We start from the raw sequence: 21,857 nt of genomic DNA, 5'->3' as shown, positions 1-21,857 counted from the left end.
CCTCCCCTCATGAGAATTTGCTGCATCGGCGCCGGCTATGTCGGCGGACCCACCATGGCGATGATCGCCGCCCAGTGCCCCCACATCCGTGTCGATGTGGTGGACCTCAACGCCGATCGCATCGCGGCCTGGAACTCCGACGAGCTGCCCATTTATGAGCCCGGCCTCGATGATCTCGTCCGCCAGGCACGCGGGCGGAACCTGTTCTTCTCCACCGCGGTCAAAGAGTGCATCCACGACTCCGACATCATCTTCGTCAGCGTCAACACGCCCACCAAGACCTTCGGCGTCGGCGCGCACAAGGCCGCCGACCTGCGCTTCGTCGAGTCCGTCGCGCGCACCATCGCCGAGGTGGCCGAGGAGCCGAAGATCATCGTCGAAAAGAGCACCATCCCGGTGCGCACCGCGCAGGCCATCCAGACCATCCTTGGCGCGAATGCCAAAGGCTTGCAGCATCAGGTGCTCTCCAATCCTGAATTCCTCGCCGAAGGCACGGCGGTGAAGGATCTCAGCAAGCCCGACCGCATCCTCATCGGCGGGGAGCAGACCGAGGCCGGCCTGGCTGCCGTGGAGACACTCGTCAGCGTCTATGCCAACTGGGTGTCCCGCGAGCGCATCCTCACCACGAACTTGTGGTCCTCCGAGCTGTCCAAGCTCGTCGCGAACGCCTTCCTCGCGCAACGCATCTCCTCCATCAACAGCATCTCCGCTCTCTGCGAAAAAACCGGCGCGGACGTCGATGAAGTCGCCCGTGCCATCGGCTCCGACTCGCGCATCGGCTCGAAGTTTCTCAAGGCCTCCGTCGGCTTCGGCGGCTCATGCTTTCAGAAAGATGTGCTCAACCTCGTTTATCTTTGCGGGCATTTTGGCCTGCCCGAAGTCGCCGCTTATTGGGACCAGGTCATCATCATGAACGACTGGCAGAAACACCGCTTCGCCGAGCGCGTGCTGCGCACCTTGTTCAACACCGTCACCGGCAAACGCATCGCCGTGCTCGGCTTCGCGTTCAAGAAAGACACCAACGACACCCGCGAGTCCGCCGCCATCTACATCTGCCGCGACCTGCTGGAAGAACGCGCCAACGTTTCGATCTACGACCCGAAGGTCACCACCGCGCAGATCTGCAAAGATCTCGCCATCCAGGCCGACGAACCCAACGTGGAGTTCGCCACCAGCGCCGTGCAGGCCGCCAAAGGCGCGCACGCGCTGCTGGTGCTCACGGAATGGGATGAGTTCCGCCAGCTCGACTTCGAGGCCATCTACCAGTCCATGGTGAAACCCGCGTGGATCTTCGACGGTCGCAGCCTGCTCGATCACGCGAAACTACGCCAGACCGGCTTCAAGGTGTACAGCATCGGCAAGCCGCTGTCTGACGAGGCGGCAAGGTAATCTCAGTAAGCACACCCACATCCCGGCTGTGCAAACCGCGCTGACGCAATGGAGTGTTCACCCCATTGTTGTCGCTGAGCTGCGGCATCATCATGCATGCTCTTATGATGAACAAGCGTCGCAGCGACATGACTCACTCGATTTTTAGCGTGCTGTTACTGCTGATCTTTTTCAATGGCTGCGCATCTTCGCAGCAAAGGCAGGTGAAGCGCTCTCGTGAGCATGCCTTCATCGCCTACTGGCCCCCTCCTGCCGGCAGTACCGGACTTCGGCTGGCGGTCAAAGACAACATCGACATGAAAGGCCGGGTCACTTCGGCAGGATCTGAGTATTTGGCGAAGAACAGTGCTCCAGCGGCACGGGATGCGCCGTGTCTGGCGCTGGCGCGGGAACGGAATGTGCGGGTCGTGGGGAAAACAAATCTCACGGAGTTTGCAGTGACAGTTTCCGGTGAGAACCGCTTTTTTGGCAGTCCGCGAAGCCGTCTGGATGGCAAAAATGAGGTGATCCCCGGAGGTTCTTCGAGCGGCTCGGCCATGGCGGTGGCCACGAACATGGCAGATGTGGCGTTTGGCACGGACACCGGCGGCTCGATCCGCGTGCCGGCGGCCTGCTGCGGCGTTTACGGCTTGAAGACGACTTATGGACTCGTTCCCATCAAGGGTGTATTTCCCATCTCACCGAAGCACCTGGACACGGTGGGTCCGCTGGCCCGCAGCATCCATCATTTGGTGCAGGGTATGGATTTGCTGGAACGAGACTTTGCAGCCCGATATGAACAAGCCGTCGCAGACAAACCTTCGGCCCGGCACATCACCATCGGACGGCTTTATCTGAATGGGACCGACCCGGAGATCGACAAGGCTATTGACGCCGCGCTTGCAGCAAGAGGATTCAAGGTCATCAAGCTCAACAAGAGCTTTCAGGCCAAGTGGAAGCAGGCAGAGGAGGACGGCAAAGTGGTGGCGCTGGCAGATGCCTGGCTCAACGACGCCCAATACTCCGACAAGAAGGGCGTGAGCCTCCTGACGAAGCTTGTCATCATGTCCGGAGAGCTGGAATATAAGGGCGAATACAAAGCAGCGATAAAGCGAAAGGCCGCATGGCAGCGTGACCTCCGCCAGATCTTCAAACAGGTGGATTTCATCGCCGTGCCGACTCTGCAAGGACTGCCGCCCAAAATGCCGTTCTGGGGCTCGGACGCCGTGTTTGAATGGCGGGTATTCGACATGCAAAACACCGTGGGTGTGAATTTCGCGGGCAATCCTGCCCTGGCGATGCCAATCGCGATGCCGCCCAAAGGAAAGACCGTTCCCATGACCAGCTTGCAGCTTGTCGGCCCACGTCTCAGCGAGGCGGAACTCCTGAACGCTGGACGATTGATCGAAACCAAACTCTAATTGCATGCACCTTTCTACTTCTCTACAAGCCCTTGTCATCGCCACGATGCTGCTGCTGACCTGCTCAGCAGGCCGCGCCCAGTCCGCCAACGACCTCATCGGCAAGGGCGATGTCTTCGATCGCGCCTTTCAGGCCAACAGAGCGCTCAACTATTATTTGCCGGCCGCAGAGCTGGAGCCAAAGAACGTCCCCCTGCTGGTGCGCATCGCGCGGCAGTACCGCCATCTGATGACCGACGCCCGGACGAACGAAGAGAAGCTCCGGCTCGGCGGCATCGCCTTGGGCTATGGGCAGCGTGCAGCGGCACTTGCACCGAACGATTCCGAAGCGCAGCTCTCCCCCGCCATTACTTATGGCAAGATGCTACCGCTTCAGGGCAGCAAGGAACAAGTGGACGCCTCGCCGCGCATCAAAGCAGGAGCCGACAAGGCGATCCGACTCGATCCGCGCAACGATGTGGCCTGGCATGTGCTCGGCCGCTGGCATCAGGCGCTCGCTAACATTGGCGGACTCAAGCGCGCTCTGGGTGGACTCATTTACGGCAAGCTGCCCACTACCACAAACGAAGCTGCCGTGACCTGCTTCGACACAGCCATCGCCATCAATCCCAACCGGCTTCGCCACTACATCGAGCTGGGGCGCACCTACGCGCAGATGGGAAAAAACGCCGAGGCGCGGCTGTTCATCGAGAAAGGTCTCGCGATGCCCAACATGGAGCACGACGATCCTGAATTGAAGCAGCGCGGACGTGAGGCGTTGGCAAAGCTGCCGTAAACGAGTTTTTCACTCGTTCTCTGAACCCATTTATCCCACCGAAGTCGGCAAATCCGCTAGCGATCCATCAATGAACGTGTGATGCCAAAGCTGCGTCGCCACCACCGCCGCGAGGCCCATCTCCACCGAAAGTCGTGGCAGCGATCCGACTCGCATTCCACGAAACGCCTTCCGCCAATGCCGCGCCTGAGCGACATCGAAGTAGCCGGTGCGGCGAAGGGATTCTTCGCTGAGCAGTTCGCTGACAAACTTCGGCTCAGGATCGATGTGAAAGCTGTCCAGCGGCGCACGGAAGATGACCTTGTGCCGCCGTGCGATCTCTTTGGGCAGCCAGCGCTCGGCGACGAGACGCAGCAGGTGCTTGTCGCGAAAGCCGTTCAGCTTCCAGCGCGGATGCAGTTTCGCTGTGAAGTCGAACACGTCTTCATCGAGAAACGGATAGCGCACCTCCACCGAGGAGTGCATCGCCACGCGATCTCCCTTCGCTTGCAGCAAATGCCCGGCCAGCGTGACCCGCGCACCGACCCACAGGCCACGGTTCAGCGGACTCCAGTGCTTCGCACGATCCAGGTTCATCCCGAGATCATTCCAAGGTCGCGCTTGCTCCAGCACCTCGCGCATCGGCTCGCCATAGAAGCGCAGCTTGGAGAGCGCTAGCACGCCATAGCTGTCGATCCACGCATTCGGGCCACCGACGGCATCTTCCCACATCTCCCGGCTCGTGGCAGGGTAGTGCGGCACTTTGCTGATACGGAGAAAGGCACGGCGCACCTTGTCGCTCAATCGCAGGCCCGGAATGACATCCATCGCACCGAAGATCTTCGCGATCTTGTACCAAGGATAACCCGCCAGCCATTCGTCCGCGCCTTCGCCCGTAAGCACCACTTTTTGTCCGCAGGCATGCACGCGCTTCGCCAGCATGAGCAAGGCCGCGCATGAGGTGTCTATCACCGGTGCCTCGGCGGCCTGGATCAATTGCGGATACATGTCCAGCGCATCGCTGGCGCGAAATTCCTGCACGATGGGTGCCTTCGTGCCGATGTGTTTGGCCGTGTTATTCGCCGCACTGAGCTCATCGAGCTTCGGATCGTCCACGCGGATCGTGTAGGTGTTGATGGCGGTGCCTTTGAGCTTGCAGGCTATCGCCACGATCATGCTAGAGTCCAGTCCGCCCGAGAGATACGCACCCACCGGCACATCCGCGCGCAGCCGCTTGTCCACGGCCTTGAGCAGGATGTCTTCAAACTCATCCACCAGCTTGCGCGGATCGGCTTGAGGGTCTTCATCGCCCTGATTCGGGAAATCCATCGTCCAGTAGGCGCGCTCCTTGATCGGCTCCACATCCCCCGGTGTGATTTGCAAATAATGCCCCGCAGGCAACAGCCGCACACCTTCAAAACACGTCGTCGGTCCAGGCATCGCTCCAAAGGTGAAGATGTGATCGAGACCGTGCAGATCCGCCTTCGCCGTCACCATGCCTGATGCCAGCAGTCCTTTGATCTCGGAAGCAAACAGCAGCCAGTCACCCTGCCGTGTCCAATAGAGTGGCGAAATGCCGAAACGGTCCCGACCCAGCGTGAGCTGATGTCGATGCACATCATACAAGGCTACCGCAAACTGACCGCGCATCCGCTCAAACATGCCTTCACGGCTCTCCTCCCACAGATGCGGGATGATCTCTGTGTCGCAGTGCGTGTGCAGATGATGCCCGCGTCCGACCAGCTCCGCCCGCTTCTCCGGAAAATCAAAGAACTCGCCATTGAAGACCGTGAACGCGCTCTGGTCCTCATTGCACATCGGCTGCTGTCCATCCGCCAGACCGACGACACTCAACCGTCGCGAAGCCAGCGCCACCCCCGGGCGATGCAGGAAGCCCTCCTCATCCGGCCCGCGATGAATCAGCGCCCGCGCCATCCGTTCGACCACACCTTCGGACACCGTTCGCCTACCGGCCAGGTCCATCACGCCAGCTATGCCACACATGCGGTCTGCTATCGTTCGGTTCGGTGGTCACAATCAATCGTTATCTGGCAAGGTAGGGTTTCACCCCATAGCGATCCAAGGGCGCGTCAGGTATTTAAGGAACACACAACCACCTCAATCGAGGTGGCGAAGACGGACTCATGCAGCGGAGCCGTGAACTCTTTCCCATATCAAACATGCCTACACTCGAACATTCCGCTCCGCCGCCCTCGCCTGCAACGCCAATCACGAACAAGGAGGGCATCGCCATCATCGGGATCGGCTGTCGCTTCCCTGGTGGGGTGAATGACGCGGAGTCGTTCTGGAAGCTGCTCGAGGAAGGCCGTGAGGGGGTATGCGACGTGCCAGCGGATCGCTGGAATGTGGAGCGCTTTTATGATGCGGAGCCGGGGCTGGTGGGCAAGACCGTCGCCAAACGCGGCGGCTTTATCGAAGGGATTGACCAGTTTGATCCGCAGTTCTTTGGCATCTCGCCGCGTGAGGCGCCTTACATTGATCCCCAGCAACGTCTGCTGCTCGAAACGGCATATGAAGCGATCGAAAATGCCGGTTTGGTGCTCGATCTCGACAAAGGCACCGACATCGGCGTGTTCGTCGGCATCTCGCACAATGACTATCAGGGCTTGCAGCACACCGCCACGGATCGTGCGGGCATCAGCGCGCACACACCCACGGGCAGCGCACACAGCATCGCGGCGAACCGTATTTCCTATTGTTTGAATCTGACCGGTCCGAGCATCGCGATGGACACAGCGTGTTCATCCGCGCTGACGGCGGTGCATGTCGCCTGCGAGCACATTCTGGCGGGGCGTTGCAAAACGGCGATGGCCGGAGGTGTCACCGTGATGATCACGCCGGATGGCTTCATCGGTTTTTCGCAAGCCGGGATGCTGTCACCCGAAGGCAAGTGCAAGGCCTTCGATGCCTCGGCGAATGGCTTCGTGCGCGGTGAAGGCGCGGGGATGGTGCTCATGAAACGGCTCTCGGATGCCATCGCCGATGGTGATCCGATCCATGCGGTGATCATCGGCTCGGCGGTGAACTCGGATGGTCACACGAATGGCATCTCGCTGCCAAGTCCTGAAGCCCAGGCGCAGCTCGTGCGCGATGCCTGCGCGGTCGCCGGAATTACACCGTCACAAATTGACTATGTCGAAGCACATGGCACGGGCACGGCGGTGGGAGATCCCATCGAAGCTCATGCGCTAGCTGAGGCATTGTGTGCCAACCGCACGGCGGATGCTCCGCTGGTCATTGGCTCGGTGAAGACTAATCTTGGCCACTTGGAAACGGCATCCGGTGTGGCCGGACTGGTCAAGGCTGCGCTGGTGCTCAAGCATGGACGGATACCGGCCAGCCTGCATTTTGAAACACCGAATCCGAACATTGATTTCACGGCACTGAAGCTGCGCGTGCCGGTGGTGAGTGAAGCATTTGCGAAAACGGGCGATCTTCGTCTTGCTGGCGTCAATTCCTTCGGCTTTGGCGGTTCCAATGCGCATGTGATCCTGTCGGAGGCACCAAAACAGGTGCCGCGGGCGCATGTGAACGCTGACACAGGTCGCGCATGGCCTTTAACACTCTCCGCACGTTCGGAGGAGGCGCTGCGGGCCGCGGCATGGCAGTTGAGCGTGTGGCTGGATGATCATTCAAAGCTGAATGGCAGCTCGCCGCTGCTGCCGGACCTCACCTACATGCTCGGCGCTCGGCGCAACCATCACTCGCATCGCCTCGCGCTCACGGCGCGCACGATTGGCGAGATGGTGCAGGAACTCAGCGCCTTCTCGACCGGACAACCCGGTCCACGCATGCGCACCGCCTTCACGCCGCGCCGCGAACAGGCTGCGCGTGTTGTCTTTGTCATGAGCGGCCAAGGCCCGCAGTGGCAGGGCATGGGCCGCGAACTCATGCAGCATGAGCCGGTCTTCAAACGCATGATAGAGGCCTGTGACAAGGCCATGCGTCCATGGGCCAAGTTCTCACTGCTGGAAGAACTGGATCTACCCGAAGCCGAGTCGAAGATGCAGCGCACCGAGATCTCGCAACCTGCGATCTTCGCCATGCAGATGGCGCTCGCGGCGCTCTGGCAGTCATGGGGCATTCAGCCCGCCGCAGTCGTGGGCCACAGTGTGGGTGAAGTGGCGGCTGCCTGTGTGGCAGGCATTCTGACGCTCGATCAAGCCGCAAAGATCATCGTGTATCGCGGGCGTTTCATGGATGAATGCTCAGCGGCGGGTGGCACCATGCTCGCCGTCGGCTTGAACGCGGATGAGGCGCGGGCGCTCATCGCCCGGCATGATCACACGGTGAGCATCGCCGCGTTCAACGGCCCGCGTTCACTCACGCTGTCGGGATTGAAGACTTCTCTGGAGGTCATCGCCGCCGAATTGGAGTCGCAGGGCATTTTCGCACGCTTCCTGCAGGTGAGTCATCCCTTCCATCATGCGATGATGCAGCCCGCCGCCGATGAGTTGAAAGCGGCGCTGGGCCAACTCACACCACACGCCGAAACGATTCCGTTCTTCAGCACCGTCACGGGTCAGCGTCTCGATGGAGCGTCTTGCAATGCGAACCACTGGTCACGCGGCGTGCGGCAGCCCGTCGAGTTTGCCTCAGCGATTGGCGCACTATCGGAATTTGGTGTCGCTGCCTGGCTGGAAATCGGCGCGCATCCTGCCTTGGTGCGTTCGATTCAGGAATGCCTCGCGGAAAGTGGCGCGAAGACCGCCATCATGGCCTCAACACGGCGCGAACGTGAACACGAGTCTTTGCTCGAAACGGCGATGGACCTGCATCTTGCCGGTGTGGTGCTCGATTTCACCGCGCTCACGCCATCGCGGCGGCATTTGGATCTGCCCGCCTATGCATGGGACAAGAGCCGCTGGTGGAATGAGTCCAGCGACACGCGCGAAGGCCGTCTGGCCCCCGGTGGTCGCGGGCTGCTCGATGTGCGGTTGTCACGCGCCACACCGACGTGGATCACGCGGCTGGACAACCGCCACATGGCCTTCCTGAAAGATCATCGTGTCGAAAACCTCATCATCTTTCCAGCCGCAGGCTTTGTCGAGATGGTGCTCGAAGCCGGTGTGCAGTTGTTTGAGGGCAAAGCCTTCGTCATCGAAGACTTCGAGATTCGCAAGCCGCTCATCCTGCCCGATCCGCCGTCCGGCCTGCTGCTGGAGCTGACGTATGATCTCGAGGAGCGCACGTTCTCGATTCAGAGCAAATTTGAAAGCGGAGCCTCATGGTCCACGCATGTCGTGGGCTCGATGCGCGGCGAGCGCACCGAGTCATCCTTCTCCACGTCGGCTTGGGAGGCATCCACTTTGCCAAACGTCGGCCTCGATACCTTCTACGGTCACATGGCCGACATGGGCCTGCGCTACGGCGAGGAGTTCCGACCCATTCGCGAGTTGTCGGCGGGCACTGGCAAGTCCTCAGGTCGCGTATCGTTGGGCGCTGCGATTGCACCGCGTGCGGCCGAGTATCCGCTGCATCCCGTGCTCTTTGATGGCGCGCTGCAAATCTTCTCCGCTGGTGCCGCAACGATTGAAGGCCGCACGGCTGGACTTCGACTCCCCGTGCGTTTTGCCCGCATCTTGTTCCTGCGTTCGCCAGGGGCATCCAGTCTCGTGCGTGCCGGTGTGAAGCAGGCCAACGATGAGTTCGTCGAAGGCGGCATCGAACTCTTTGACGAATCCGGCAAGCCCTGCGTGCGCATCGACGGCTTCCGCGCCATCAGCGTGGAAGGAGCCAAGCGCACGGGCAAAACCGGCAAAGGCCGCGATGTGACTTACCATGTGGCTTGGGAAAAACGTCCCACGAGTCCACGAGCCGCTTCACCTGCTCCCGTGGCCTTGACCCGACTGCATGATGTGGCGCAGCAAGCGCTGGATGAAGTGCTCGACATGCGCGGACGTGGCAATCTGGATGCCGCCAGTGCCGCAGGCGACAAACTTACCGCCGCACAAGTCGCGAGCGGCCTGCGAGACATGGGCGCTGGCTGCACCGAGGATGAAATCTTCACCGCCGAGTCACTGAGCGTGGCAGAGTCCATGCGTCGATCGTTTGAGCAACTGGCAGACAACTTGGTGTCATTGAATCTGCTCACGAAGGAGCAAGGTGGCTATCAAACCACGCCCGAGTTCACCGAAGCAGCAGACAGCGCGTCTCAACTGCTTAGCGAGAGCCTCGGCAAGTATCCAGGCCATCTGCCGGAGGCCTTGCTCTGTGGTGCCACCTGCGCGGACCTCGGCCCCATCATGCGCGGGGAAAAAGAGGCTGTGCAGGTCTTGTTCACCAGCGGTGGCGCTGATTTGCTCGATCAATTCTATGGCGATGGCCTCGTCACAAGTCCCTGGCTAGCCGCCATCGGTAGCGCGGTGGCGGAGGCTGCGCGTCAGCTTCCTGAAGGACGCGGCCTGCGCATTCTGGAGATCGGCGCAGGCACTGGCGGCCTTGCTTCACAGGTGCTACCGCTCATCGAGCGTGGCGTGCATTCGTATATCTTTAGTGATGTTTCCGCAGCCTTCTTTCCCGCTGCGCGTCAAAAGCTGGCCGCTTATCCCGAAGTCGAGTTTCATACCTTCGATCTCGAAAAACTCGGCAACGAGCAGGAATTCGATCTCGGCTCCTTCGACATCATTCTCGGCACCAACGTCATCCATGCCGTCAGCGACGTGCGCTATGCGCTGCGCAATATCAATCACCTCCTCGCTCCCGGCGGCAGCTTGCTCTTTGTCGATGTCGCCACGCCTCATTTGTGGCTGAACGCCGTCTTCGGCCTCACCAGCGGCTGGTGGCGCTTCACGGATCGCGATCTGCGTCCGCATCATCCGCTGCTGGAGCGCGAGCAATGGCAGAAAGTGCTCAGTGAAACCGGTTTCAGCGAAACCGCATCACTCTCGGGTCTGATCCGCTCCCAAGGCGGCGAAAGCCTCATCGGCCTCATGGCCCGCAAGCCATGGAGTCAGCCAGCCGCGATTGCGCCAGCTATTGTCGAAGCACCTGCCGAGAAGTCCTGGCTCGTCTTCGCTGATTCGTCCGGTCTTGGCGAAAACCTCGCCACGCAACTCCGCCTCAGTGGTGTGCGCTGCCGCATCGCACATCGTGGCACTGCCTTCAAATCAGAAGGAGTGGATGCATTCACCCTACGGGCCGAAGCACCCGAAGATTGGAAGCACCTGCTGCTAGCCTGCGCCGATGAAGCCCCTGAGCGCTTTGTCTTCCTGTGGAGTCTCGATGAAACCGATCCGAGTGCAGACATGCTCGGCACCGATGGTTTATTCCATCTGACTCAGGCAATCGAAATCATTCATCCAACCGCCAAACTGCACCTGGATGTCATCACACGCGGCGCACAAGCCATCGGACGTGATCATTCCATCGCCCTGGCACAAGCTCCATCCATCGGCCTGATGCGAGTGATCGCCAACGAGCACAACAACTTCACCTGCCGTGGTATTGATCTGCCCTCTGAGGCCTCAGCCACCGACAACGCGCTGGTTTGGAACGAACTGCTTCAAGAAGACGCCGAGCGCGAAATCGCCTTCCGTGGCGAGGCACGTTATGTGAGGCGCGTCACTCGCGGCTTGGAGCCAAGAGAGCAGGTTTTGGATCGCAACGTGCCGCTGAGGCTCGAATCCCGTGAGCGCGGGCTGCTTGATGCGTTGCGTCTTGTTCCCTTCGCACTGCCGCCTTGTGGCGCAGGCGAGGTGGTGATTGAAGTGAAGGCCGCAGGCATGAACTTCCGCGATGTGCTCAAGGCGCTCGCACTTTATCCCGCCGAGACAGCCGATGCGCGCATCTTTGGCGATGAAGTGGCCGGCGTGGTGAAAACTGTCGGCGCTGGCGTCACGCATGTGAAGGCCGGTGACCGCGTGTTTGGCCTCGCAGTCTTCGGCCTTGCCACGGACTCAATGGCACGGGCTGGTGATGTGCGCCTCATCCCAGACGGCTTGTCGTTTGAAGAAGCAGCGACGCTGCCTGTGGTCTTCATGACCTCCTGGCATGCTTTGAAAACTGTGGCGCAGTTGCAGCCGGGCGAGCGTGTGCTCGTTCATGCAGGCGCAGGCGGCGTGGGCATGGCGGCGATTCAAATCGCGCATCATCTCGGCGCGGAAGTCATCGCCAGTGCGGGCAGTGCGGCCAAGCGCTCGCTGCTCACCGTCCTCGGCGTGAAGCACGTCATTGATTCGCGTCGCGCTGACTTTGCGGAAGCCGTGATGGAAATCACCGATGGCAAAGGTGTGGATGTGGTGCTGAACGCGCTCGCCGCCGAAGCCATCCCAATGGGTCTCTCATGCCTCGCACAATTCGGGCGATTCATCGAGATTGGCAAGCGCGACATCTATCAAAACAGCCGCATCCCGCTCTGGCCCTTGCGGAAGAACGCTTCTTTCCATGTCGTCGCGATGGACGCGATCTTCAGTGGCGATGAAAAGCGCACGCGCCAGATCTTGGAAACCATTGCTGAATTGGTCGAACAAAAGGCGCTGCAACCGCTGCCGTTCCGCTCGTTCCCAGCCTGCCGAATCGACTCCGCCTTCCGCCTGATGGCGCAGGGCAAACACACCGGCAAAGTCATCGTGTCCTTCCCCGAGCCTTTTGTGGCAAGGCATGGCGAACCTCTGGTTCCCGCGTTTGAAGTAAAGCCGGATGGCACTTACCTGATCACCGGTGCTTTTGGCGGCTTTGGCAAAGTGCTGGCCGAATGGCTTGCAGACTGTGGTGCCAAACATCTCGTGCTCACCAGCCGCAACGGCGCTGCCACACCTGCGGCGGAAGCCTTCCTGATCAAGCTGCGTGCTCGCGGCGTCGATGTGGAAGTCGTGAAGGCCGATGCTGGATCACAGGCCGACGTGAAGCGTCTGCTGGGAGATATTTCATCACTCGGTATCCCTTTGAGAGGTGTGTTTCATCTCGCCATGGCCATTGATGACGCGCCCATGGCAGCGCTCACTCGTGATCGCATGATCAAGGTGATCGCGCCGAAAGCACATGGCGCCTGGTTGCTGCATGAAGGCACGCTGGGCATGGACTTGGACTGCTTCGTGATGTTCTCCTCCCTGGCGAGTGTCTTTGGCAACTCCGCGCAGGCCAACTATGCCGCCGCGAACGCCTTCCTCGATGCGCTCGCACATCATCGTCAAGCCATCGGCCTGCCTGCGCTCGCGATCAACTGGGGCGCGCTCGGAGGCGAAGGCTATGTGGCCCGCAACGAACGCGTGGCCGAATATCTGGCCCTGCACGGCACCACGCCGCTGTCACCCGGCGAAGTCGTCGTGCTGGTGGAGTCCTTCCTGAATGCCGGAGCCACGCAAGCGCTGGCGATGCGTGTGGACTGGTCGAAGTGGCGTCAATCCTACCGTGGCGGCCAGGAAAGCCCGCTGCTGGAGCGCATCTACGCCGCTGGTGTTGATGCACCGGAAACAAGCGGTGCCAAAAGCGACTGGCGGCTCAAGATCGAGTCCGCCGCGCCCGCAGATCGCACCGAAGTCATCGGCCAGGCCGTGCGCGATGTCGTGGGTTCCGTCTTGCGTGTGAAACCCGAAGGCCTCCGCTTTGACCAGCCTCTCACCGACCTCGGCCTCGATTCGCTGATGGCCGTCGAAATCGAAAACTCCATCGAAAGCTCCATCGGCGTCGCTTTGCCGCCCGCCAGCCTGATGCGCGCCCGCACCATCGGCCAGATCGCGACCTTGATCGCCGAGCACATGGGCGCGGCCAAAGGTGCCACGCCTGTTCCCGCAGTGATCGTTGTGGAACCAGCGGCGGCTGAAGATGTGGATCTCGATGCGATTTCCGACGAGGACTTGGATCAGTTGCTCGGTGCCGACACCCCTGTGGACCGCCCCATTCATGCCGAGGAGGCAGCCTTGCTGGAGGTGCGCGCGTGAGCCCCCCGATAGCCGAGGACAAGCGAACGCGGCTGAAACGCTGGCTGGACAGCGGCAAGGCGGCGCTGCATCCGCTGACCTTTCCGCAGCGCGAGCTGTGGGAAACGTCGCCCGTGCCGGTCTCGGACAAAACCAACACGATCTGCTGCCTCATCGAGATCAAAGGTGCGATCACCGCGCAGGACTGCACGGCCGCGATGCAGCGCGTAGTGAACCGTCATGAGGTGCTGCGGCTTTCATTCCTGCCGAGCAAAGACCGGGCGGTGCAGATGATCCAGGTGCAGAGCGAGCCGGTGATGCGGTTTCGTGATCTGGCATCGTCATCATCGAGTTCTGAGGCCATGGATGCAGCAGCGCGTGAAACGTTCGATGCGCCCTTCGATCTTGTGCAGGGACCACTGTATCGCGTGGAGGTGCTGCGACGCTCACCGACGGATCATGTGCTCGTCGTGGCGATTCATCATGCGATTGCGGATGGCTGGTCGCTCGGCGTCTTGGTGCAGGATTTATATGCGGCTTATGCGCAGGTGCTGTTAGGCGCGAGCGGCGGACTGCCGCCTGTGCCGCAGTCCTACATGGCCTGGGGCGCTGCTGAGCGTGCTTTGTGGCAGCCTGCGCTGCTGGAGCAACGAGCGGCGTTTTGGAAAACGCATCTCGCTGGTTCCACGCGGCTTTGGGATGATCGCGCAGATGCGCTGGATGAGTCGGATCAATTGCAGCGGCGCATTGCCGGTGTGTCTGCCGAGCTGGGTCTGGCGGTGCGTGATTTGGCACGGCGCACCAGCGCCACGCTGTTCAGCACCTTGCTCGCGGCCTTTCAGATCACTCTGTCGCGATGGACCGGCGTGGCGGATATCGTGGTGGGCACGCCGGTGGCGAATCGCGCACGCCAGGAAGTGCGCGAGACGATGGGCTACTTCTCCAGCATCGTGCCCTTGCGCGGGCAGGTGGATGACAGCCGCACATTCTCCGACAGCCTCCGCTCCGTGCATCAAACGACGATGGATTGCTTTGCCAATGCCATGCCCTTTGCCGAACTCGTGAGCGCACTCGATCCACCGCGAATGCCGGGCCGCAATCCCATCTATGAAGTGCGTTTCGCGTTGCAAAACCAGCCTGTGCCGGATCTCGCGGTGGCGGGCTTTTCGGTCCAGCTCAAGATTCGCGCCACCGGCACGCCGCGCTTCGATCTCGCCTGTGAAATCACTGAGGAAGGTGATGGCCTGGAAGTTGTCTGGTTGTTCCGCTGGAGCCGCTTTTCTCAATCTGAGATCGAGGATCTTCATCGCCTCTTTCTCACCGTCCTCACCGCCGTCTGCAGCTCGCCAGACAGCCGTCTTTTCACTTAACCCTCGATGAACACCTCGTCATCCATCGAACCTCATTGGGTCAGCCGTTCGGCGTTTCAAATCGTGGTCTTTCTCTTTCTGTTCACCGAGATTGGCCTGGCCGCAGCCCTGTATCGCGATGCATCGCTCTGGGTGGTGATTCCGCTGGTCTTGCTCGCCAGTCATCTCATGCATGGAGCGGCGGTGGGGTTTCATGAGGCGACGCACGGGCTGCTGAGGCGAAACCGGCGTTTCAATGAGTTTGATGGCGTGCTGCTGGGTGTGTTCAGCTTCATGAGCTTCAGTCTTTACCGTGCGGCGCATCAAACGCATCACGCCTACTTTGCCACGGAGCGGGATGAGGAGCTGTGGCCATTTGTGTTCACAGAAAAGCCACGCTGGGCACGAGTGCTCGCAGCGGTGCTCGAACTCACGCTGGGCTTGTTTTTTACGCCGTTTTTGTTTCTGCGGTCGTTCCTGCGTGCAGGTTCGCCGATTCGGAGCAAAAAGGTGCGGCGTCGCATCTGGATGGAGCTGACACTGATGGTGGTGGTATGGATCGGCATTGTCGCGGCGGTGGCGTATGCGGAAGTGTGGCGCTATTTTGTGTGGATGTATCTGGTCCCTGCCGCTGTGGCCGCAAACCTGCAAACGTGGCGCAAATATATCGAGCATGTGGGTTTGACGGGCGGCACGGTGAACAGCGCGACACGGAACATCGTTTCGGAGGGATGGTGGGGCCGAGTGGTGGCTTTCACGCTGCTGCATGAGCCGTTTCATGGCGTGCATCATCTGCATGTCGGGCTTTCGCATGCGGAACTGCCCCAGCGAGCGGCAGAACTGCTGCCAGTGAGCCCCGAGGAACGGCCGCCCTTTCCAAGCTATCGCCATGCGATGCTCGACATGCTTCGCAGTCTTGCCGATCCGCGCGTGGGCGCTCACTGGCACACGTCTCGTCTCCAATCATGAAGCCAATGCGCCATGTCATCTTCATCAGCGTGCTCATCACCGTTTTCCCGGCGTGCCAGGGGCTGAAGACGGCACGTTTGGAGCAGGCCCGGCAAGCGTGGCAGGTCATGCAGATGGAACCGCCCGGTACCGTGACCGTGCAAAAAGCCTTGAAGAAGTATGATCGCGCCGTGGCAGCCGTGGTGAAGTCGCTCCGCAACAACGAAGGAGCAGACGCATGGGCCAAGGAGATTCAGTTGGACGGAGCACGGCCATGGCGGCTGACATTCGATGTTCCGCACCGCACTGGTTCAGCACGGACATTGGCACTGTCGGAGTTCGCTCATTGCCGGCTTGCCGCTGAGGTGAAACTGCACGGGTTTGACCGCGCGGTCGCGCATGACGGACTTGGTGTTCCGGTGGTGATGGCACAAAATGATCCGCGCCGCGTAGCCGGGCCTTTTCATCCTCCAAACGGCGAGTTTCTACCGGCGACTGCGGTGTTGGAATTTCCTGCCGCCGCTCCGGGTCAGCCTGCCGAGGCGAGACTGCGTTTTTATAATCCCCTGGTTGTGTCAGAGCTAAAAATGGGACGGCATTCCCAGCCACTGGCGGAGAACCTCACCGCCGCGCTGCAGTTTTCTTTGACCGATTCGACCCTCGACGAGAACGGGCCCGACAAGCTGAGCCCGTCAGCGTCTGGCGAGGATGAGTCACAGTTATTCTTCCTCAACCGCTACGACAGCACCAAAGTGCCGGTCGTGTTCGTGCATGGCATGCGCTCGGGGCCGAGTGTGTGGAAAAACGCCGTCAACGAGCTGTTCGCCGACCCTAAACTCCGCCGCCGCTACCAGCCGGCGTGTTTCGTTTATCCATCCAAGCTGTCCATTCCGGCATCGGCCGCGCGTTTGCGTGAGCTTCTCAAAGCTTCACGAGACCGGCTCGATCCAGGTCATCATGATGCAGGATTTGGCCGCATGGTGCTGGTGGGGCACAGCATGGGCGGATTGCTGACGCGCATGCAGGTCATTGATTCCGACAGCGATTTTTGGCGATCCTTCTTCACCGCTTCGCCAGAAAAAATGGCAGGCCAGATCGATGCCAAGACCCAACGCATGCTGAAGGAAGGCTTGTTCTTCGAACGCCAGACCAATATCAAGACCGTTGTGTTCATCAGCACGCCGCACCAGGGCAGTGTCCTTGCCAACAATGGCATTTTGCGAACTCTGGTGAAGCTCATCCTCTTCCTGCCAAAGACAGCACGGCAGCGCTTGAAAGCACTCACGAAACTGCCTGCCGTCTTCATCCATCCGACCTTGCGCTCATTTCATGACTGGGGCGTGGAGGGAACCGAGAACCTTGCCACCAAGCACCCTTACTTCATCGCTCTGGCGCGTCACCCTGCTGGTGTCCCGTTTCATTCCATCATTGCCACTCGAGGCAAAGTTGATTACCGCAATGGCAGCGACGGCATCGTGCCCTACTGGAGCGCGCATCTTGATGAAGCCGCATCCGAAACCATCGTGCCCTATCCACACGGATGCCTGGAGAAGCCAGGAACGGTGCAGGCGGTGATGAAAATTTTGAAAGGCACCCGATGAGCACGCGCCTTCCCCTTCAACCATGAAATCCCCCCCCCAGTCCGAATTTTGTGTGTCACATGAATGTGTGTTCGAGGCGAGGGGATTGAAAAAAGAATATGATGACGGTCGCGTGCAGGCGCTGCGTGGCGTGGACTTTCAAATCGCTCAAGGCGAATTCGTCGCCGTCATCGGCCCGAGCGGCTGTGGCAAGACGACGCTGCTGCAGATGCTGGGCGCGCTCGACGTGCCCAGTGCTGGCATCCTCCACTATCGCGGCAGCTCGCTGCCTGATCTGCCTGATCTCTCGGCTTACCGTGCGCGTGAAATTGGCTTCATTTTTCAGTCCTTTCATCTGCTGCCGACCTTCACCGCCTTGGAGAATGTACAGATCCCGATGTTTGAAACGGAAATCTCGGCCTCGGAGCGGAATGATCGCGCCATCGAACTGCTCAAGTCCGTCGGTCTGGAGCATCGCTTGCAGCACTTTCCCTCGAAACTCTCCGGCGGAGAGAGGCAGCGAGTCGCCATCGCCCGCAGCCTCGCCAATGGGCCGTCGGTGCTGCTCGCTGATGAACCGACGGGCAATCTCGACAGCGAAAACACCGGGCACATCCTGGAACTCATCATCCGGCTCCAGCGTGAGCAGGACATGACCTTGGTGCTGGTGACGCATGATCTGAACATCGCACGCATGGCCTCACGCACGATCCAAATGAAGGATGGACGGATTGTGAATGACGAATAAAATCCCAATGAACCAAACTCCAAGCAACCCAGCGTTCTCCGAGATGCCTATGATGGTGCCCTCTTGGGTCACACATTCGTCATTCGGAATTCGTCATTCGGAATTCGTCCCATCATGACCTTCCTCACCATCGTCGTGCGCGGCCTGCTGCGACGCCCTGTTCGCACCGGACTCACTCTTGTCGGCATCTCCATCGGCATCGCCGCAGTCGTGGCGCTGGTCGGCATCTCGCGAGGGTTTGAGCAAAGCTGGGCGACGGGGATGAAGTCGCGCGGCACCGATGTGGTGGTCAGCAACATGGGCGCCACGCTCACGCCGAAGCCCTTTAGCGCCACCGTGCGCGACCGCATCGCCAGCCTCCCGCAGGTCGCCGCCACCTGTGTCATTTTTGTCGATCTGACGAGCATTGAAGATTCCTCGATGATGGTCGTCTCGGCCCGCGAGTGGGGCGGCTTTTCATGGCAGAACCTCAAACTGATCTCCGGCAGAATGCCAAAGGACGCGATGGAACCCGTGGTCGTCCTCGGCCAGACGGCCGCGGAGGTGCTCAAGAAAAAAGTCGGCGATCCCATTCAGATCGAGGCCAAAGAATTGTCCGTTGTCGGCATCGTAGATGGTGGCGCCATGGTGGAGAACGGCTCGGTGATTCTGTCTCTGCCGTTGTTTCAGGAAATGTCGGGGAATGAGGGCAAGATCAACGTCATCGACCTCCGTGCCACTCCAGGTATGAGCGAGGACGAGGTACGGCGTCTCTGCGAGCAGATCAACACGCTCATCCCGGAAGCCCGCGCCATGGTGGCGGGCGAGCACCTGGGCAACAGCCAGGCGTATCGCATCATTAGCGCCATGAGCTGGGGTACCTCGCTGCTCGCGGTGATCGTCGGCGTTCTCGGCGTCATGAACACGATGCTCATGACCGTGTTTGAGCGGAAGCAGGAGATCTGCATCCTGCTCGCCATCGGCTGGAAGCGTGCCCGCATCATCCGCATGGTCTTGTGGGAATCGGCGTTGCTCGGTCTGCTCGGCGGCATTGCCGGTGTCCTCATCGGCTCCGTGGGAGTGCGGTTGATGGAGAAACTGCCGGCCATCCACGGCCTGTTGGAACCCGATCTTAGCGTACAGCTCATGTTCTTCTCCGTGGCCATCGCCGTCGGCGTCGGCGTGATCAGCGGCCTTTATCCTGCCTGGCGCAGTTCACGCCTGACACCCAGCCTTGCCATGCAGGGCTGAACCTCACCCCCCACCTTCTATGAAACCCTCTATCTCGCTGCTTGTCTTCGCTCTCACTGCTTTTCAGACCCACGCCGCCGACAGCCCGCCTGCACTGTCCGCGAGCGACCTTGCCGCCAAACTCAGCGCCTTGCAGCAGGATGGTGCGTCCTTCGTGCGCCTGAAACTGGAGGTGAAAGGAGCCACGAAGGTCTCGCTGCAACTCCAGATCAAGCAACGCCGCACCAAAGCAGCCACCGAGGTCGTTTACCAGATCCTCTGGCCCAAAGAGCGGCTGGGAGAATCGGTGCTTTTGCGCAAAACAGGCAGTCAAGCCGGCACTGGCTCGATCTTCGTGCCGCCCGCCACGGTGCGTGCCCTCGACAGCTCGCAGATGAAGGAGGCGTTGTTTGGCAGCGACCTGACCTATGCGGATGTGCTCGAAAACTTCTTCGCCTGGGAAAATCAGGCCATCATTGGCACCGAAATCGTGGACCGCGTGAGCTGCCAGATCCTCGAATCCAAACCCGGCAAAGGCCAGCGCTTAAGTTATGCAAGCGTCCGCAGTTGGGTGGACTCACGCCGTTTCGTGCCGCTCCGTATCGAAAAATACAACGCATCAGGCCAGCTCGCCCGCCGCATCGACAGCGGCCGTATCGTCACCGATGACAGCGGCCGCCACGTCCCCACCGGTCTGACCGTGAGCGACCCGCAAAAAGGCTCCGTCACAGAACTCGATGGCTCCAAGCTCAAACACGATGTGAGCTACACCGACGCCGAATTCACTGCCGAGGCTCTCAAGCAAGTGACCACGCCGCGCTCCGCCGGGGAGTAGCAATTCGACGCTAGTTCAGCTCCCACGCCCGCAGGTTGTCAAAGACGACTTCTTCATTGTCTCGACCCGAGACGCGGAACTCGATGCCGGGCTTCTTGACGCTGAAATCGCTGCTGGAAACGCGCAGGGGTTCCTTGCCCTCGATGCGCGCGACGACATCAGCGCCCTTGGTTTCGAGCAACAACGTGTACCACTGGCCCTGCTCGAAGTTCGTTGCGGCGGACGCCAGCGCCTTGCTGCGCGAATTCGGGTCCGACTTGTCGTTGTGCTCGGTGATGTTCCACATTCTCGGCGTGATCATGACCGAGAACAGATGACCATGTTTGCTAAGCTCGCCCGGCGGCGGATTGCAACTGATGTTGATGCCGCGTGCGCCGGCGAATTTGAAGTCGATCTGGATGGCGGCGTTCTGCATCGGTTGCTCACGGTTGAACAGGCCCAATCGCCCATCTTCGCTTTTCATGCTCGCATGCAAAACGCCGTCGGCGACGCTGAGTCCGCCAGTCTTGCCAGTCCAACCTTGGGAGAGCGCGTCGCCGTCGAAGGTCTCTTCGAGCAGCAACTGGCCTTTCTTGCCGAGGGTCAGTTCGAGTTTGGTGGATGACACATCACTGGTCTTTGCCTTTTCTGGAATCGGGGCAGGTGCGGGCGTGGGTTTCGTCTCTGGAACGACGCCGCGTTGGCGTCGTGGTCTGGATGCGCTGGTGTCCGATGAGATGGTGATGCTCTCGACCGGCTCACCGTTGTATTTCTTGAGATCGCCTGAGAGCACCTCGGGAGCTGGTTGTTTGTCGATGATGCCGATGCGCGTGAAAAAATCCGTCGCGTAGTTCAACCAGGCGAAGTCCCTCGGCTTGGTCCGCGCAATGCCATGCCCGCGACCCTCGGCGAGATACATCTCAAAGGTGACGTCCGCTGCCTTCGCCTGGTTGTGCAACAAGATGCCGTTGGCCAGTTCAATGTCGGCGGTGCCGGAAAACATCACCGTCTTCGGCCACAGCTTGGTGACGTTTTGCGCAGGCGAGAGTTTTTTGGCGAGATCATCGCCGAGCAGGCGCTGGAAGGCGAAACTGCGACTGCCATCGACGAGACTGGCGACAGGATAGTAAAGCAGCAGCGCATTCGGCGTGCAGGAAACACTCAGGTCGTCGCTGTCACTGCTCGGCGCTTCAGCGGCAGCGGTGCAGGCCGCGATGTGTCCGCCCGCCGAGCCGCCGCCGACGATGAGACGTGCTGGGTCCGCGCCGAGTTTGGCGCAGTTGGCACGCACCCAGCGCACGGCGCTGCGCGCGTCTTCGGCGCACTTGTCGAGCATCGTGCCCTGGCGATTGCACGCGCGATAATCAGCGAGTCCGACCACGACGCCATTCTTAGTGAAGTGATCCGCCTCCCTGACGCATACAAAAGGGCTGCCGCCACTCCAGCCGCCGCCGAAGAAGAACACCATGACCGGGCGCTTGTCGTTCTCCGACCAGCTCTCGGGCATCTTGAAATAGATGCGCAGTTCACCCTGCGGCGTCTGCTTGTAGGCAAACTCTTGGTAGCCACGCTGCGTGCCTTCGGCGGAAAGTTCGGCGAGATACGTCTTCGGATCAAAGGTGCCGCCTTTGTTCTTCTTGGCTCCGCGCGCAGCCATGCGTGAGGCGATGTCTGGCGCTGCGGCCGTCGCGGGCGTTGGCTTGGTCGCATCCTCTGCGTGTGAACAGGCAATGGCGCAGAGCGCCAGGCCAACAGTTGCTGCAATGGTTTGGTAAATCATAGTCT

At 60.4% G+C, this 21,857-nt stretch carries 12 protein-coding genes; 10 read left to right on the top strand and 2 right to left on the bottom strand.

The window, feature by feature from the left end; all coding sequences use genetic code 11:
* The first annotated feature begins 9 nt into the window (after positions 1 to 9).
* The 3 genes from U1A53_RS11485 (at position 10) to U1A53_RS11475 (ending at position 3,564) form a co-directional block, all read left to right on the top strand.
* Positions 10 to 1,389, top strand: a complete 1,380-nt coding sequence (locus U1A53_RS11485; RefSeq protein WP_322281008.1) for a UDP-glucose 6-dehydrogenase — start codon at positions 10 to 12, stop codon at positions 1,387 to 1,389.
* Between the two features lie 128 nt (positions 1,390 to 1,517).
* Complete coding sequence (locus U1A53_RS11480) at positions 1,518 to 2,789, top strand: amidase (RefSeq protein WP_322281006.1); 1,272 nt, start codon at positions 1,518 to 1,520, stop codon at positions 2,787 to 2,789.
* A 4-nt stretch (positions 2,790 to 2,793) separates the two neighbouring features.
* Positions 2,794 to 3,564: a hypothetical protein gene (locus U1A53_RS11475; RefSeq protein WP_322281004.1), complete on the top strand. Its 771-nt coding sequence runs from the start codon at positions 2,794 to 2,796 to the stop codon at positions 3,562 to 3,564.
* A 30-nt stretch (positions 3,565 to 3,594) separates the two neighbouring features.
* On the opposite strand, the gene asnB is transcribed toward U1A53_RS11475, so the two are convergent.
* On the bottom strand, positions 3,595 to 5,547 hold the full coding sequence (gene asnB, locus U1A53_RS11470; RefSeq protein WP_322281002.1) for an asparagine synthase (glutamine-hydrolyzing): 1,953 nt from the start codon (positions 5,545 to 5,547) through the stop codon (positions 3,595 to 3,597).
* Positions 5,548 to 5,723: 176 nt separating this feature from the next.
* Here asnB and U1A53_RS11465 point away from each other — a divergent pair, with 176 nt between their 5' ends.
* From U1A53_RS11465 to U1A53_RS11435, 7 genes are all read left to right on the top strand, one after another.
* Entirely contained in the window at positions 5,724 to 13,445 is a 7,722-nt protein-coding gene (locus U1A53_RS11465) for an SDR family NAD(P)-dependent oxidoreductase (protein WP_322281000.1), read from the top strand.
* Positions 13,442 to 14,794, top strand: a complete 1,353-nt coding sequence (locus U1A53_RS11460; protein WP_322280999.1) for a condensation domain-containing protein — start codon at positions 13,442 to 13,444, stop codon at positions 14,792 to 14,794. Before U1A53_RS11465 ends, U1A53_RS11460 begins: the two co-directional genes overlap by 4 nt.
* Positions 14,795 to 14,800: 6 nt before the next feature.
* Positions 14,801 to 15,742 carry a fatty acid desaturase gene (locus U1A53_RS11455; RefSeq protein ID WP_322280997.1) on the top strand — a complete coding sequence of 314 codons (942 nt, stop codon included), beginning with the start codon at positions 14,801 to 14,803 and terminating at the stop codon, positions 15,740 to 15,742.
* Between the two features lie 170 nt (positions 15,743 to 15,912).
* Entirely contained in the window at positions 15,913 to 17,322 is a 1,410-nt protein-coding gene (locus U1A53_RS11450) for an alpha/beta fold hydrolase (RefSeq protein ID WP_322280995.1), read from the top strand.
* A gap of 22 nt (positions 17,323 to 17,344) precedes the next feature.
* On the top strand, positions 17,345 to 18,049 hold the full coding sequence (locus tag U1A53_RS11445) for an ABC transporter ATP-binding protein (protein WP_322280993.1): 705 nt from the start codon (positions 17,345 to 17,347) through the stop codon (positions 18,047 to 18,049).
* Between the two features lie 114 nt (positions 18,050 to 18,163).
* Positions 18,164 to 19,279, top strand: coding sequence for an ABC transporter permease (locus tag U1A53_RS11440; protein WP_322280991.1), 1,116 nt, complete (start codon positions 18,164 to 18,166; stop codon positions 19,277 to 19,279).
* Between the two features lie 19 nt (positions 19,280 to 19,298).
* A complete protein-coding gene (locus tag U1A53_RS11435) occupies positions 19,299 to 20,093 on the top strand; it encodes an outer membrane lipoprotein-sorting protein (protein WP_322280989.1) in 795 nt (264 codons plus the stop codon).
* 10 nt (positions 20,094 to 20,103) lie between these two features.
* Here U1A53_RS11435 and U1A53_RS11430 read toward each other — a convergent pair whose 3' ends face one another.
* Entirely contained in the window at positions 20,104 to 21,852 is a 1,749-nt protein-coding gene (locus U1A53_RS11430; protein ID WP_322280988.1) for an alpha/beta hydrolase fold domain-containing protein, read from the bottom strand.
* Positions 21,853 to 21,857 lie beyond the last annotated feature (5 nt).

The organism is Prosthecobacter sp., assembly GCF_034366625.1.
GTDB lineage: Bacteria > Verrucomicrobiota > Verrucomicrobiia > Verrucomicrobiales > Verrucomicrobiaceae > Prosthecobacter.
The sequence above is the reverse complement of the archived record's forward strand: the minus strand, read 5'-3'. Positions and strand labels throughout refer to the sequence as shown.

Excerpts from the sequence above, each read along its gene's own strand:
- U1A53_RS11485 (WP_322281008.1), top strand. The coding sequence starts at position 10 with ATGAGAATTTGCTGCATCGGCGCCGGCTATGTCGGCGGACCCACCATG.
- U1A53_RS11480 (WP_322281006.1), top strand. The coding sequence starts at position 1,518 with ATGACTCACTCGATTTTTAGCGTGCTGTTACTGCTGATCTTTTTCAAT.
- U1A53_RS11475 (WP_322281004.1), top strand. The coding sequence starts at position 2,794 with ATGCACCTTTCTACTTCTCTACAAGCCCTTGTCATCGCCACGATGCTG.
- asnB (WP_322281002.1), bottom strand. The coding sequence starts at position 5,547 with ATGTGTGGCATAGCTGGCGTGATGGACCTGGCCGGTAGGCGAACGGTG.
- U1A53_RS11465 (WP_322281000.1), top strand. The coding sequence starts at position 5,724 with ATGCCTACACTCGAACATTCCGCTCCGCCGCCCTCGCCTGCAACGCCA.
- U1A53_RS11455 (WP_322280997.1), top strand. The coding sequence starts at position 14,801 with ATGAACACCTCGTCATCCATCGAACCTCATTGGGTCAGCCGTTCGGCG.
- U1A53_RS11445 (WP_322280993.1), top strand. The coding sequence starts at position 17,345 with ATGAAATCCCCCCCCCAGTCCGAATTTTGTGTGTCACATGAATGTGTG.
- U1A53_RS11440 (WP_322280991.1), top strand. The coding sequence starts at position 18,164 with ATGACCTTCCTCACCATCGTCGTGCGCGGCCTGCTGCGACGCCCTGTT.
- U1A53_RS11435 (WP_322280989.1), top strand. The coding sequence starts at position 19,299 with ATGAAACCCTCTATCTCGCTGCTTGTCTTCGCTCTCACTGCTTTTCAG.
- U1A53_RS11430 (WP_322280988.1), bottom strand. The coding sequence starts at position 21,852 with ATGATTTACCAAACCATTGCAGCAACTGTTGGCCTGGCGCTCTGCGCC.